The following is a 15,371-nucleotide window of genomic DNA, read 5'->3' on the forward strand; positions in this document are numbered from 1 at the left end:
ATCATGCCGGCATCTGCTGCAACTTGTTTCGCGAATCGGTATCGACACGGTCTGCGTGCGTCATCGCGCGCTGTATCGTGGAACCCAGGGTCTCGACGCCGACGTCTCGACGCGTGCCGAGGTCGTTGCCGAAATTGCGCCAAATAAAGTAGTCACTGCGAGTCGGTTCCGTTTCGAGCGCATCGAATACGGAAGACATGGCAGGAACGTGATCACCATAAAAACATAGGACTGTCGGCCGCTTGCGCTCGCGCAGATAAGCGGTCAACCTGCCGATCATCGCGTCCGCGTTCTCCACATGCCGAAGGTAGGCGGTCAGATCGCGCCAACGCACGTCGTCTCCAAGTGTGTGCCGCGATGCGGCCTCTCCGGGGGAGACCGTCTCCAGATGCAAAGGGCCGTGATTCTCCATCGTGATCGCAAACGCAAACACGGGTTTGTCATCACTGGCCTGCAGCAGCGCAATGAGCTTGTCAGCGACCGGAAGATCTCCGACGTATGGCCCCACACGAGACGCACCGTCGAAATGCTCGATGTCCAGAAAACTGTCGAAATGCATGTGGGCGAATGCCCGGCGACGGCCGAAGAAGTTCGCGTAGTACGGGTGCACGGCCACCGTGCGATAACCGCCGCGGCTGAAATAGCCCGCCAGTGACGCGCACGCCCGGCGCACGAACATATACGGATAAAAGCGCGCGTAACCGAGCTCAGGTGACGTCAAGCCGGTGAGCATCGCGAATTCGCTGCGCATTGTATTTGCGCCCCAGGCCGGCACCGCCAACTCGCCTTGCTCGAACGACTCGCGTCTGGCGCAATCGAAATGCTCATAGGGCGCGCCAGACACGTATTTGCCGAGCCGGCGCGCGTCGAAATACGACTCGCTCTGAACCACGATGACGTCTGGCTGAACATCCGGACGACCGAACGAAAACGGGCTGGTAGCCGCGGCGCGAGTAAACGCGCGCTGTTGCGCACTGCTCATTCCGTTGATCAGATAGGCGGCGAACGCGGCGAAAAACCCGCATTGGCATTGATCCGAATAGGGTTGCAGCGTGAGCGTCAAGCGACGGGCAAGCGCGATGCACATCGGCAGGCAAATCAACGTAACGACCGTCGCGGCAGCTCTTTGCCCTAGTGCAGCGGGCTTTTCGGCAATGAACGCCGCCACCGCTGCCATGATGCCGACAAGCAAGATGGCGAGCTTGCCGGCACCGAGAAACGGCAAATACAGGCGAGGATGCGAGAAGACCTGGCTGAACAGGCTCAGGTCGCTGAAGACTAGCGGCTCGCGCAGTGACGCGTACTTGGCGTTACCGACGACCGCGAGCACGCCTATCAACACCTGCGCTACGCCCGCCGAAAACAACGGCCGCCCCGTCAACGCGAAGCAACCTGCCGTCACGACAGCGAGCGCCGCCAGGTGCAGCATCAGCGCAACTGGCGGTCGACGAAGCGACGATCGCGTGACAGCGATCGCTTCAACGGCAAAGGAGCATGCGACCAGCGCGGCCGCGACTATGAAACCAGACAACACTTCACATATTCCGACGAGGGATCTGAAACAGGAGACCAAGGATTGCGTCGGCGACGGTCGCTGGCAACAGGCGCAGCAACTTGAGACCGAACGTCAAACTGAAGGGAAAAGCGATTTCCGCGTGGCGGCGGCTCAGGCGCGTCTTGATATACGACGCGGCTTTTTCGGCGCTCCACATGAAGGGTTTGTTGCCAGGAAAAACGTCGCTCATCGCAGTTCGCACGAAACCGGGCATCACGACCGAAATGCCGATATGGTCGCGTGCGAGAACGGGACGCACGGAATCACAGTACGAGACGAGCGCGGCCTTGCTCACGCAATAGGCCGGAGAGATTGCCATCCCTCTCAAGCCGGCGAGCGAACTGACAATCGCAATCTGGCCGCGCTGCCGCTTGCGCATGCACTCGATGGCAGGCAGCACGGCGTGCAAGGTACCGTAGAGATTGGTGTCGACGACTTCGGCAGTACGAGCGGCGCCTTCCCAGTCATCAGTTGAGCGGAGCGTGCTGGCGACGCCGGCATTGGCGATCAGCAAATCGATCGGGTGTTGCGCGTCGAACTCGAAGATCCACGCCTGGAGCGCAGCCGCATCACGAACGTCCATGGTGCCGATTACGATTTCCGCGCCGCGCGCGCGACACTCCTCAGCAACGCCCTCGAGACGTTCGGCATTTCTTCCGATTAAGCCCAGCGTGATACCAGGCGCGCAATAACTTAAGGCCAACGCGCGACCGAGTCCGGCACTAGCGCCAGTGACAACAACCACACGCGACCCATTTGCGCTCACTCGCCCCTCGATTTCAAGCGATGTTCCTTTTGCATGATCTCTAAATGAAATATCCGTTTTTTGCGGCCGCCGCGCCCAGGATAAACGTGCGGATTGACATTGAAAAAAGATGCGAGATTAGAGCGCCTGACGCTACCGCTAACATCGATTCGCTGATCAAAAGCTTTGAAGCAGTAAAGCAAAGGCTTGCAGCGCCGCCTCCTTCACTGTCTCGGCTTGAGAGGGGAACGAAAATGAAGCGCAACCCGGCTGTGCCGGGCCAACAGACACATTGAAAGAGGCGAGATGGCAAAGCTGGTAGCGCGCCGGGCGCAATCATACAACAAGAGAATTCTTTCCTGCCATTACAATTGACAATCTTTCGAAAAGTCGCGCCTCTGCAACAGATACGAATTACCGACTGTTACAGCACAAGTCACGGCTGGTGCCTTGATAACGAAGGCTTTTCCACCTTCGCGCCGCCATTCAAGCCGCACACACTTCAACCATCCTGCTTCGAGGGCAAGCTCATTCGCAACCCTTTTCTATTGCAAATCACCTGATTATCTGGAAGAGCCGCAAAGATTATCGCCGAGGTAATGCCCTATATTTTGGCCCAAACGTTTGCGCGATCCCATTCACCCGCGACGATGGAAAGATATTTCAATCCTCGATTTTTACCGGCAGACCGATGGGTTACGCCGTGCGTGCATCGCGATTTCTTCGTGTCGGCAACGCCATGCGGTATGCCCGTAAAAGTAACGAGTCCAACAATCAATATGGCGCTCAAGCTGATACCGACGCGCATACCTCTTTCGAGACAAATCTCCTCGTCGGCATCAGCAGTAGGGACCCTCACTAAACTAGCGATAGCAGCCCACTGTAATTGCGCATGACCATTGCGATCAACGTCGCGGATAACGCCGGCAGGACCACGTCCAATACTTTGTACGCGTCCCAGCGCCATGGAAACCAGCCGATCGACCAGGTATACGCATGTGCCTCGAAATCGAGCGATTCTTCGACATTCAGAGTTTCGAACTCACACTCGAGCTTCTTGCGTGACCAATACCAGACGATCACGGCAAGCGCTCCAATTCGGAAGTTGAACAAAAGCCCGATCGGCACCTGAACCAGCAATCCCTCGAGGCAGTGAGACAGCGACATGCGCCACCTTGCCGCCGCGAACCAGTCAAGCAGAGCAGTCATTGGGAGCTTCTCCTTGTACCAACATCCCGCGGTTCCAAATTTCCCTGACGTCAGTGTAGCCGCGATGCTGACCTCCCTGCCTACTCTTTACTCCACTGCTAGCAGCCGAGCCCGAACTGTCGTTGCCGCCCGCCCCCGATCGGCTTGCCTCGATGCAAGCGTGAATCTCTTTAGCTGCGCGCATCTCCCATGCGAAAGACGGTCGCGCACCATCAATGCGGCGCCGCCGAGACGCGATCACATCCGCCCCGGCGGGTCCTCGGCCTACTCACGCTGCCGCATTCCCTCTACCGCTCCCCGTGTTTTGCGTTTATCTCTCAGGCCGGCGAACCGAGTCCGCTCCTGGCCATCACGTCCCGCACAGACAGGCGCTCGCGCGACTGACTCGCGCGCGACCAGCGCGAGGATCCGCTCCTCGCGTGGGTCGAACGATTTCCAGCTAACGTTTGCGTTTCGATCCGGCAATAGGTACTGCTGTCTAATTCGCTTCCAACGAAAAAGCCCCGCAAGACTTCCGTCTTGCGGGGCTTTCCTTCACGCCGAAGCGTTCTACAACTTACCGCGACATCATGTTCATGCTGACGTTATGCATGACCCACAACGTCCCGCCGATCACAATAACAGCGGTCAACGCAGTAAAAGCAAACGCCGTCACGTTCCAGCGCTGCTCCGACGACGTATTCATGTGCAGGAAGAACACCAGGTGCACGACGATCTGCACGAGCGCGAGGGCCGCGATCGCGAACAGCGCGTTCTGGCCCGTCAACGTCCCCGTCATCACGAGGCCGAACGCCGCGACAGTCAGAATGACGGACAGCACGAAGCCCGTCATATAGCTGCCGAAGCTGCCGTGGCTTCCACCCGAGTGTGCGGAGTGTGCGTTATGGCTATGGTCCATTTAGATCACGCTCGCAAGATAGACAAAGGTGAAGACGCCGATCCACACGACGTCCAGAAAGTGCCAGAAAAGGCTCAGGCACGTCAGACGGATCATGTCGCGTTCGGTCAGGTCGCGGTGACCCAGCACCTGGACGGCAAGCACCACCATCCAGATCAGGCCGAACGTCACGTGCAGACCATGCGTGCCGACCAGCGTGAAGAACGACGACAGGAACGCGCTGCGGCTCGGACCCGCGCCTTCGGCGATCAGGTGCGAGAACTCGCGCATTTCCAGCACGAGAAACGCGAGGCCCAACAGGAACGTCACGCCAAGCCAGAAAAGCAATGCGCCCTTGCGGTTCTTGTGCGCGCCCAGCATCGCGAAACCGTACGTGATACTGCTCAGCAGCAGCATCGTCGTTTCCAGCGCCACGCCCGGAATCTCGAACAGATCCTTACCGTTCGGGCCGCCGGCGAACTGGTGGCCCATCACCGCGAACACTGCGAACAGCGACGCGAAGATGATGCAGTCGGTCATCAGGTACAGCCAGAAGCCAAATACCGAATGCGACGGCGGGTGATCGGCGTGATGCGCATCGTGGTGATGCGAGTCAGCCGTAAGCGTGTTGTTTGACATCAATCCACCTCCAACGCGACCGGCGCACCGGCACCGGAGCGTTTCTCTTCAATCGCCGCGACCGTGGCGGCCGGGATGTAAAAGCCTTCGTTCTTCTGCCAGCTGTAGACGATCACAGTACCGATCGAGCCGACCAGACCGACAATGGCGAGCCACCAGATGTGCCACACAGCGGCAAAACCCAGCACCAGCGAGAACACGGCCACGACCAGACCCGCGGACGTGTTCGACGGCATGTGAATGTCGCTATACACCGGCTTCGGCTGATCCTTGCGCAACTTCATTTCGGCGAATGCATCCAGCTCACGCACGTCCGGAATGATCGCGAAGTTGTACGACGCCGGCGGCGAGCTCGTTGCCCATTCCAGCGTGTGACCGTCCCACGGATCGCCCGTGACGTCGCGGTTTTGCGGCAGGTTGCGATCGCGCAGGCTGACGACCAGTTGCACCACCTGGCAAGCGATGCCGATTGCGATCAGAACCGCACCGACCCACGCGAACATCAGCCACGGATGCCAATCCGGATTGTCGTAGTGATTCAGACGACGCGTCATGCCCATGAAGCCCAGCACGTACAGCGGCGTGAACGCAACCCAGAAACCGATCTGCCAGAACCAGAACGATGCCTTGCCCCACGCCTCATTCAGCTTGAAGCCGAACGCCTTCGGGAACCAGTAGTTGAAACCGGCCAGGTAGCCGAACAGCACGCCACCAATAATCACGTTGTGGAAGTGAGCGATCAGGAACAGGCTGTTGTGCAGCACGAAGTCCGCGCCCGGAATCGCCATCATCACGCCGGTCATACCGCCGATCGTGAAGGTGACCATGAAGCCGAGGGTCCACAGAATCGGCGTCGTGAATTGCAGACGGCCCTTGTAGATCGTGAACAGCCAGTTGAACACTTTCACGCCGGTCGGAATGGCAATGACCATCGTCGCGATACCGAAGAACGCGTTGACGTCGGCGCCCGAGCCCATCGTGAAGAAGTGGTGCAGCCACACGAGGAACGACAGCACCATGATCGCGCAGGTCGCCCACACCATCGTCTTGTAGCCGAACAGAGGCTTCTTCGCGAAGGTCGCCACGACTTCCGAGAAAATACCGAACGCCGGCAGGATCAGGATGTACACCTCAGGGTGACCCCATGCCCAGATCAGGTTCAGGTACATCATCGCGTTGCCGCCGGCATCGTTCGTGAAGAAGTGCATGCCGAGGTAACGGTCCAGACCGAGCAGCGCGAGCGTGACGGTCAGGATCGGGAACGCCGCCATGATCAGCACGTTCGTGCACAGCGCGGTCCACGTGAACACCGGCATCTTCATGAACGTCATGCCCGGCGCGCGCATCTTCACGATAGTCACGAAGAAGTTCACACCCGTCAGCAACGTGCCGATACCGGAGAGCTGCAAACTCCACAGGTAATAGTCGACCCCGACACCCGGACTGAACTGCAATTCGGACAACGGCGGATAAGCGAGCCAGCCCGTTTGCGCGAATTCACCGATCACCAGCGAGATGTTGATCAGAATCGCGCTGATCGCGGTCATCCAGAAGCTCAACGAGTTCAGGAACGGGAACGCAACGTCGCGGGCACCGATCTGCAACGGCACGATGATGTTCATCAGCCCGACCATGAACGCCATCGCCATGAAGAAAATCATGATGACGCCGTGCGCGGTAAAGATCTGGTCGTAATGGTGTGGTGGCAGGAAGCCTGGCGCGTTATACGACAGCGCGAGCTGGGTACGCATCATGATTGCGTCCGCGAAGCCGCGGAACAGCATGATGAGCGCAACCACGATGTACATCACGCCCAGCTTCTTGTGGTCGACCGACGTGAGCCATTCGGTCCACAGGTAGCGCCACTTGCCAAAATAGGTGATCAGACCCAGAACCAGCGCACCGCCGATGGCAATCCCGGCCGCCGTCACCATGATGATCGGCTCGTGGTACGGGATCGAGTCTAGTGAGAGTTTTCCGAACATGCTTATCCCTTCGGCCCGCAGTTGGCGTCCTTCATGTTGTCCATGACGTTACCGTTGTTGTATCGGGCAATGATGTTGTGAAAGAGCTTCGGATCGACTGACGAGAAGTAGCGCACGGGGTCCTTCTCGCTCGGCGCCGATACCGTGTGGTAGCGGTCCATGCTGAGGTTATCCGACGACGCGCGCACTTTCGCAACCCATGCGTTGAACTCTTCCGGCGACTTGGCGAGCGTACGGAACTTCATGTCCGAGAAGCCCTTGCCGCTGAAGTTGGCCGCGGTACCGGCATAGTCGCCGGCTTCGTCCGCGATCAGATGCAGGCGCGTTTGCATGCCTGCCATCGCGTAGATCTGGCCACCGAGCTGCGGGATGAAGAACGAGTTCATCACCGTATCGGAGGTGATCACGAAGTTCACCGGCGTGCCGACCGGGATCGCGAGCTGGTTCACCGACGCGATACCGAGGTCGGGATAAATGAACAGCCACTTCCAGTCGAGCGCGACGACTTCGACGTTGATCGGCTTGACCTGCGACTCGAGCGGACGGTACGGATCGAGCTCATGCGTGCTCTTCCACGTCAACACGGCCAGGAACAGAATGATCAGCGTCGGAATCGTCCAGACAGCGATTTCGATACCTGTTGAGTGGACCCACTTCGGACGGTAGTCAGCGCTGCTATTCGACGCGCGATAACGCCACGCGAACAGCAGCGTGAGGAAGATCACCGGAACGACGACAATAAGCATGGCCCAGGTGGACATCGCGATCAGATCACGTTCCGCCAGTCCCACACTCCCCTTCGGATTCAGGATATCGAGGTTGCTGCAACCCGAGAGCAACAACACGAGGCCGGCGGAAAGGAAACTTAACGACCCTCGTAGAGTCTTTCCTTTCATATCGTTTGCCTCTCTTTTACGACTTCAACGAACGTCATTCGACCGCTCTCCATTAATAAGCGCTCGCATAATAGGGGCACGTCGATCGGCGATAAACCCTCGATTTCGCAACGATCTATTGCGTCGCACCACGGTGCGACACGTTGCCGCACACCCGTGCGCAAGCGGGGGTTGCAAATGCTCTACTGCAAAGCACTGAAAAGTTGACGCATCACAAAAAGTCCTCTGAAAAAGGCCCTAAAAACGTCGCGCGGCCCGAATGGCCGCACCGCGAGAGGTGCACCAGGGATTTCTGCGATGCGTGAAGCTGCGCATGCGTAGCAGCATCCGCGATTACGCATATGCTGCAACCGCACCACACCTCTTGACATCAGCCCGGCGTGCGGACCGTGGTTGCAACCGGCGCCGGGGCCGCGGCTTGGAGACGCTCGCCACCGTCAGGCGCGCCGTCGTCCGCGGGATGAGCCGAGCGCTCCGACTGAGCGAGCAGCGTCCCGACCGACGGATCGATCACATCGGTGAACGGCTTCGGGTACAGGCCGATGGCCAGCACCAGCACGGCCATCGCGCCCAGCAGCACGAACTCGCGATTGCCGAGGTCCTTCAGTTTCGCGACGCGCGCGTTGGCGATCGCGCCGAAGATCACGCGCTTGTACATCCACAGCGTGTAGGCGGCGCTAAGCACGAGCGTCGAAGCGGCGATGGCACCGATCCAGAAGTTGAAGCGGATCGCGCCCATCAGCACCATGAATTCGCCGACGAAACCCGACGTGCCCGGCAAACCGATGTTGGCCATCGAGAACAGCATCACGAACGCGGCAAAGCGCGGCATGGTGTTGGCGACGCCGCCGTACTCGGCGATCGACGCGGTCTTGGTGCGGTCGTAGAGCATGCCCGTGCACAGCAGCATCGCGCCGGACACCACACCGTACGACAGCATCTGCACGATCGCGCCGGCCTGGCCGATGCGGTTGAACACGAACAGGCCGAGCGTCACGAGACCCATGTGCGCAATCGTCGAATAGGCGAGCAGGCGGCGCATGTCGGTTTGTACGAGCGCCAGCAGGCTCGAGTAGATCACCGCGATCAGCGACAGCGTGATCATCATCGGCGCGAAGAAGTGGCTCGCCTGCGGCGCGATCGGCAGCGCGAAACGCAGCAAGCCATAGCCGCCCAGCTTCAGCATGCCGATCATCACTGCGGCGCCGGTCGGGCCGTCGAGGTGGACGTCGGGCAGCCACGTATGCACCGGCCACATCGGCACCTTCACACCGAAGGCGGCGAGGAAGCCGAGGAAGATCAGCATCTGCGGCACCGTGCCGAGTTGCGTTTCACGCCACAGCGCGAGGTCGAAGCTGTGCGTCTGGCTGTACAGGTAGAGCATCGACATCAGCATCATCAGCGAGCCGAGGAACGATACGAAGAAGAACTTGACCGCGGCGTACGAGCGGTTCGAATGCCCCCACGTGCCGATCAGCAGATACAGCGGAATCAGCGTCGCTTCGAACGAGATGAAGAACAGCATGCCGTCCATCGCCGTAAAGACGCCCTGCATAAAGCCCGACAGCATCAGAAACGCGCCGAAGTACTGCGCGGTCCGCTCGGTAATCGACTCCCACGACGCCACCACGATGATGATCGTGGTGAGCGCGGTCAGCGCGACGAGCCAAAGCGAAATTCCATCCACGCCCACATGCCAGGCGATATCGAACGTCGGCGACCAGCGGGCGTTCTCGACGAACTGCATCGACGTGACGTCGTTGCGGAAATTCGCGACCAGCGGAATCACCGGCAGGAAGCCTGCGACCGCGCCAGCGAGTGCGAGCCAACGGGTGCGGCTACGTGCCGCGTCAGATCCGGCACGCAAAACGACGAGCCCGGCGACGATAGGGATCCAGATGAGAAGGCTAAGAAGAGGCGATGGCATGTGCGCTGTCAAAAACTTGAAGTACAAAACGCCGCATCAACGCCTTCAAAACAGAAAGCATTGACATGGATATGTAAGCTGGATTTCGCTGAAATTGACGTGGAAGCGGTGGCGTCCGCTACACGTTTACCCGCAGTCGAATGACCAAGGGTGGGAGATTACCAAGATAAGAAAACTTTTGCAGCGCAACAACGCTGCGAAGCCCTCGGAAATAGATTATTACCCCACAAGCGCTTGCGAAACGCATAGAAATGTGCACCTGCACAAGCTCGCGCAAACTCAAAGTGAGGGGCAGATTTTATACACAGAAGTTAGCAAATTGACGGCAAATTAGCCGCTGTTGCGGCATCGATTCTTGAGGGCGGCTGCGGCTGGAACGGAACGTGCTATTTTCAGGTACCCGCCGGGCGCCGATTTTGGGTCTTCCGCAAAAATTTCTCCGCGTTTACGAACAAAAAAATTTTCGCACCGGCACTGTACATCAGCGGCGGACTCCATCGGAAAAGGTGCCTCAGTCGGGGCGACGGATCATGTCTGCGCTCGGCCCGAGCGATGCATTCCGACCTGCGCATAACTTACAGATGCCGAATATACTTCGGCGGTCTGCAGGCGGATCAGCATCCGACGGCGCATACCCAGCTCCCTGCCCGGACACCGCCCTTCGCTCGTCAAACTCTTCGGATCCCGCATGGCGTTTCGTGACGAAGTCGTTCCCGCACTCGAATGCCGCGGGCTAAGCAAGCAGTACGGCACGGGCCGCATCGTCCTCGCGCGCCTCGACTTCACACTCGACCCCGGAGAATTCGTCGCGATCATGGGCGACTCCGGGGTGGGAAAATCGACACTGCTCAATCTGATCGCGGGACTCGACAGCGCGGATAGCGGCGACGTCATCATCGACGGCACTCCTGTCGCGCGGCTGGACGACAACGCGGCGACCCGTCTGCGCCGGCAAAAACTCGGCTTCGTGTTCCAGGCCTTCCACGTGCTGCCGCATCTGACGCTCGCGCAGAACGTCGCACTGCCGCTGCTGCTCAACGAGCTTCCTACTGCCGGCGCGCTCGACATGCTCGCGGCGGTCGGCCTGAACGGCCGCGGCGACGATTTTCCGCGGCAGCTCTCTGGCGGCGAGCTGCAGCGCGTGGCGATTGCGCGGGCACTCGTACATCGTCCAAAGCTGATTCTCGCCGATGAACCAACGGGCAATCTCGACCCCCATACCGCGCACGAGGTGCTCGGGCTGTTCCGCGCGCAAAGCAAGGCGACCGGCGCGGCCACGATCATGGTGACGCACTCGGAAGCCGCGGCGGCGGTGGCCGACCGCATCCTGATTCTGAGCGACGGCGGCCTGCACGCGCCCTCGGCCGGGCACGCGCTTTTCGGCCACGCTTTCTCGCACGAATCCGCGCGTTCTGCCGACGATGCGCACTGATTTCCGCCCCCCGCTGCGCACGCGGGGACACCGCGTTCTCGCACGCTGGCTGCTGGGCGCCGAATGGCGCAGTCATCGCGGACGCGCACTGGTTGCCGTCGCGACGATCGCGCTCGGTGTGGCGCTCGGTTACGCGGTGCAACTGATCAACAGTGCGGCTTTCAACGAATTCTCGGCGGCGGCCCGCAGCCTTTCGGGCGAAGCGGATCTGCAAGTGCGTGGCGCGCAGCCTTTCTTCGATGAGTCGCTCTACCCGCGCCTGTCGAACGAAACCGGAGTCGCGCTAGCGAGCCCGGTGCTCGCCCTCGATGTCAGCGTACCGGGCCAGAGTACGTCGTTGCAGGTGCTCGGCACCGACGTCTTCAAGGCGAGCAGGATCGCGCCCGATCTGACCGGCGTGCCGTCGCCGGACCGGCCGTTCGATACGCTCGCGTCCGATACCGTGTTTCTCTCGTCGGCCGCTCAGCAATGGCTGCACGTCAAAACCGGCGACGACGTGGCGCTGCAAAGCGGCACGTCGATCGTGCATTTTCGCGTCGCGGGCGGCCTCGTGAGAACCCGCCCGGGTCAGCGGATCGCGGTGATGGACATCGCCGCCGCACAGTGGAAGTTCGGCAAGGTGGGCAAGCTGTCGCGCGTCGACGTGCAACTCGAGCGCGGCGTCGATCGGCAACGCTTCAAGCGTGATCTGCAGGCGCGGCTTGGTACCCGGTGGGTCGTCGCCGAAGCCCGCGACGCCGAAAGCCGCACCGATCGCCTGTCGCGCGCCTACCGGATCAACATGAATGTGCTCGCGCTGGTGGCGCTCTTCACCGGCGCTTTCCTCGTATTTTCAACGCAGGCGCTAGGCGTCGTACGGCGTCGCGCGCAGTTCGCCATGCTACGCGTGCTCGGACTGACGCGCGCTCAACTGTTGCGGCAGGTCCTGCTGGAAGGCGCGCTGCTGGGGCTGCTGGGTTCGCTGTCGGGGCTCGCGCTGGGTTATGCGATGGCACGCGGCGCGCTGCATTTTTTCGGCAGTGATCTCGGTGGCGGCTACTTTCCCGGCGTGCAGCCGCAGGTCGGTTTCGAACCGTTGGCCAGCGCGTTGTTTCTGATCCTCGGCATCGCGGTGTCGGTATTGGGCAGCCTCGCGCCCGCGCTGGAGGCGGCGCGCGCGCGGCCAGCGGCGGCGCTCAAGGCAGGCGCCGAGGAAGGCGCGTTGGCCCGGCTCGCCACGCCATGGCCTGCGCTGCTCTGCCTCCTGGCCGCTGCGTTTCTTACGCAATTGCCGCCATGGTTCGATGCGCCGATCGGCGGCTATGTCGCCGTCGCGCTACTACTGGTCGGCGGGATCGCGCTGATGCCGCGCGTCACCGGGCTGATATTCGGCGCGGCGGCCCGCGCGTACCCGGGACGCCGCCGCGCAGGCGCAGCGAGCACGCTCGCGCTGGCGCGTCTCGCGAATGCGCCGGGCCACGCGTCGATCGCAATGGGCGGCGTGTTGTCGAGCTTCGCGCTGATCGTCGCGATGGCGATCATGGTGGCGAGCTTTCGCGTGTCCGTCGAAGACTGGCTGGTTCATCTGCTTTCCGCCGATCTCTACGTGCGAGTGGCGTCGAACGGCGACACCGGCGGGTTACGCCCTGACGAGCAGAAGCTGCTCGCGAACGTGTCCGGCATCAGGAGCGCCGCGTTTGCCCGCACCTCGCGTCTCACACTCGATCCGGCGCGCCCGGACGTCGCCGTACTCGCGCGCGAAATCGACGCCGCGGAGCCTGGCGCGAATCTGCAGATGACCGGCGCGATATTGCCGCCCTCCGAATTGCGCAGCGGCGAAACACCTGTTTGGGTATCCGAAGCAATGGTCGATCTCTATGGGTACAGGCTCGGTCAGCGTGTGAAGTTGCCGCTCGGCGGCGGCGGCCACGTGTTCGTCGTCGCGGGCGTATGGCGCGATTATGTGCGGCAGAGCGGCGCGATCCAGATACGGCTTGCCGACTACCGGCGTCTCACCGAGGATACGGGCGCGACCGATGTTGCCGTTACCGTTCAACCGGGAGTGCGCGTTGACAGCGTGATAGCCGGACTGCGCGCTTTGCCGTTCGGCGCGTCGCTGGAGCTGTCGCAACCGGGCGAGATTCGCGCGCGTACGCTGGTGATCTTCGATCGGAGTTTTGCGGTCACCTATCTGCTCGAAGCGGTCGCTATCGTGATCGGCCTGTTCGGCGTTGCGGCGACGTTTTCTGCGCAGGCGCTCGCACGAGCCCGTGAGTTCGGCATGCTGCGGCACGTCGGCGTGACACGCGCGCAGATTCTCGCGATCCTCGCGCTCGAAAGCGGCATGCTCACAGTTTGCGGCATCGCGATGGGCTTCGTGCTCGGCTTCGCGATCAGCCTGATCCTCGTATTCGTTGTCAATCCGCAGTCGTTTCATTGGAGCATGTCGCTCCATGTGCCGTGGGCGGCGCTGGGGACGGTCGCACTAGTCATGCTGGCTTCGTCATGCTCGACGGCGGTGATCGCGGGACGCAGCGCGGTGTCGGTGGATGCGGTGCGCGCGGTGAAGGAGGGTTGGTGATGGGGGAGTTGGCGAATGATTCGATGCCGGGTCTGGTGCGGGATCCGGCGTGGAATTCGGCGTGTGGGGCGATGCCGGGGACGGCGACCAGCTTTGATGTAGCCGGAGGGTCCTGCTTCACGTCGCACAGAATTGTGGCTCGAATTACGCCCTGGATTGCGCTCGCCGCACGGAATGTGTCCGCATCTCATGTCATCGAGGCGGCCTCGCCGTGCGAGATGCCATGCGCAGCGCCGCATTATTCTCCTTTCGGGACAAATCCGCCGCGATTGCGTTCTCGCCTTCGCGGTCTGCTTTGTCTGAGCCTACTCGCCGCATCATCCGTGTTCGGCGCGCCCGTCGAATTCGCCGCGGTCACGGCCGACCATCCGGTTTCCTTGCCGCAGGACAGCGGCGCTCACCCCGCTTTTCGCACCGAGTGGTGGTACGCGACGGGTTGGCTCACCACGCCCGACAATCAGCCGCTTGGTTTTCAGATCACGTTTTTCCGCTCGGCGACGGATCACGACGCCACCGATCCGAGTACTTTCGCGCCGTCGCAGTTGATCATTGCGCATGCCGCGTTAAGCGATCCAGTACTTGGCCACCTGGCGCATGATCAGCGCATCGCGCGTCAAGGCTTTGGACTCGCCTATGCGCAACCGGCCAATACCAACGTCAAGCTCGATGCATGGAAAATCGTTCGCACTACGGAGGGCCGCTACGACGTCACCGCCGACGCTAACGGATTCTCGCTGCATCTCACACTGACGCCGACGCAAGCTCCATTTATCCACGGTGATCGCGGATATTCGCGCAAAGGTCCACGACCGGAACAGGCGAGCTATTACTACAGTGAGCCGCAACTTCGCGTGACGGGCAGCGTAGTGCGTCCGAATGGGTCGGCGAGTTCGTCGCGCGGGAATACCGCCGTGACGGGCGTGGCGTGGCTGGATCACGAATGGTCGAGTACGCTACTTGACGCCAACGCCGTCGGATGGGATTGGCTGGGGGCGAACCTCGCTGATGGCTCGGCCCTGATGGCATTCAGGATACGCAGTCGCAATGGGCACGCGATATGGGCGCATGCGGCCCTTCGTGACCCTGCTGGCCGGATGACCACGTTCGGCCCTGACCAGGTCGAATTCACACCGGTTCGCACCTGGCGCTCTCCGCGCACGAACACGCTGTATCCCGTTTCGATGGCCGTCAGGACAGGGACGCTGAGGTGGCGACTGGATCCGCTGATGGACGATCAGGAGCTCGATTCGCGGCAGTCAACGGGCGCGGTGTACTGGGAAGGGGCGGTGAAGGTGAGTCGCGAAGGTGACGGGACGGGACGGGGCTATCTCGAGCTGACCGGTTACGCGGATGCGCTGCGGATCGGGAAGCGCTGAGGGGCTGAGGTGCCGCTCCGGAGCAACGCGCGAAGCGCCTGCCCGGGCCGTTTTCCTCCATTCCGTACGGTGCCCTGCCGCGCCGTAAACGCAGAAACCCCACCTTGTCGGGGTGGGGTTTCTGTTGCTGCTGGGGAGCCTGACGATTACCTACTTTCACACGGGCAATC

At 61.1% G+C, this 15,371-nt stretch carries 12 protein-coding genes; 4 read left to right on the top strand and 8 right to left on the bottom strand.

Annotated features, from left to right (window positions below; genetic code table 11):
* Position 1: 1 nt before the first annotated feature.
* Positions 2–1,429, bottom strand: coding sequence for an LTA synthase family protein (locus tag HV770_RS30010; protein WP_246291310.1), 1,428 nt, complete (start codon positions 1,427–1,429; stop codon positions 2–4).
* A 106-nt stretch (positions 1,430–1,535) separates the two neighbouring features.
* Positions 1,536–2,321, bottom strand: coding sequence for an SDR family NAD(P)-dependent oxidoreductase (locus tag HV770_RS30015; RefSeq protein ID WP_175165160.1), 786 nt, complete (start codon positions 2,319–2,321; stop codon positions 1,536–1,538).
* Positions 2,322–2,365: 44 nt separating this feature from the next.
* On the opposite strand from HV770_RS30015, the gene HV770_RS30020 reads away from it, so the two are divergent.
* Positions 2,366–2,596 (top strand): hypothetical protein, encoded by a 231-nt coding sequence (locus tag HV770_RS30020; RefSeq protein WP_175165161.1) that lies wholly within the window; start codon positions 2,366–2,368, stop codon positions 2,594–2,596.
* A gap of 562 nt (positions 2,597–3,158) precedes the next feature.
* Here the strand turns inward: HV770_RS30020 and HV770_RS30025 are convergent.
* From HV770_RS30025 to HV770_RS30050, 6 genes are all read right to left on the bottom strand, one after another.
* On the bottom strand, positions 3,159–3,509 hold the full coding sequence (locus tag HV770_RS30025) for a hypothetical protein (RefSeq protein WP_175165162.1): 351 nt from the start codon (positions 3,507–3,509) through the stop codon (positions 3,159–3,161).
* A gap of 556 nt (positions 3,510–4,065) precedes the next feature.
* The gene (gene cyoD, locus HV770_RS30030; protein WP_042325866.1) at positions 4,066–4,407 is read right to left on the bottom strand and encodes a cytochrome o ubiquinol oxidase subunit IV; all 342 of its coding nucleotides are present in this window, start codon (positions 4,405–4,407) and stop codon (positions 4,066–4,068) included.
* Complete coding sequence (cyoC, locus tag HV770_RS30035) at positions 4,408–5,025, bottom strand: cytochrome o ubiquinol oxidase subunit III (protein WP_175165163.1); 618 nt, start codon at positions 5,023–5,025, stop codon at positions 4,408–4,410.
* On the bottom strand, positions 5,025–7,010 hold the full coding sequence (cyoB, locus tag HV770_RS30040; RefSeq protein WP_175165164.1) for a cytochrome o ubiquinol oxidase subunit I: 1,986 nt from the start codon (positions 7,008–7,010) through the stop codon (positions 5,025–5,027). Before cyoB ends, cyoC begins: the two co-directional genes overlap by 1 nt.
* 2 nt (positions 7,011–7,012) lie before the next feature.
* On the bottom strand, positions 7,013–7,906 hold the full coding sequence (gene cyoA / locus HV770_RS30045) for a ubiquinol oxidase subunit II (RefSeq protein ID WP_175165165.1): 894 nt from the start codon (positions 7,904–7,906) through the stop codon (positions 7,013–7,015).
* A gap of 370 nt (positions 7,907–8,276) precedes the next feature.
* A complete protein-coding gene (locus HV770_RS30050; protein WP_175165166.1) occupies positions 8,277–9,833 on the bottom strand; it encodes an NADH-quinone oxidoreductase subunit M in 1,557 nt (518 codons plus the stop codon).
* Between the two features lie 688 nt (positions 9,834–10,521).
* Between HV770_RS30050 and HV770_RS30055 the strand changes: the two genes are divergently transcribed.
* From HV770_RS30055 to HV770_RS30065, 3 genes are all read left to right on the top strand, one after another.
* Entirely contained in the window at positions 10,522–11,265 is a 744-nt protein-coding gene (locus HV770_RS30055) for an ABC transporter ATP-binding protein (RefSeq protein WP_175165167.1), read from the top strand.
* Positions 11,255–13,825, top strand: a complete 2,571-nt coding sequence (locus HV770_RS30060) for an FtsX-like permease family protein (protein ID WP_175165168.1) — start codon at positions 11,255–11,257, stop codon at positions 13,823–13,825. The genes HV770_RS30055 and HV770_RS30060 overlap by 11 nt, the downstream gene beginning before the upstream one ends.
* Before the next feature lie 218 nt (positions 13,826–14,043).
* On the top strand, positions 14,044–15,201 hold the full coding sequence (locus HV770_RS30065; protein ID WP_175165178.1) for a lipocalin-like domain-containing protein: 1,158 nt from the start codon (positions 14,044–14,046) through the stop codon (positions 15,199–15,201).
* Positions 15,202–15,371 lie beyond the last annotated feature (170 nt).

The sequence above is a fragment of the Paraburkholderia fynbosensis genome, from assembly GCF_902859935.1.
GTDB lineage: Bacteria > Pseudomonadota > Gammaproteobacteria > Burkholderiales > Burkholderiaceae > Paraburkholderia > Paraburkholderia fynbosensis.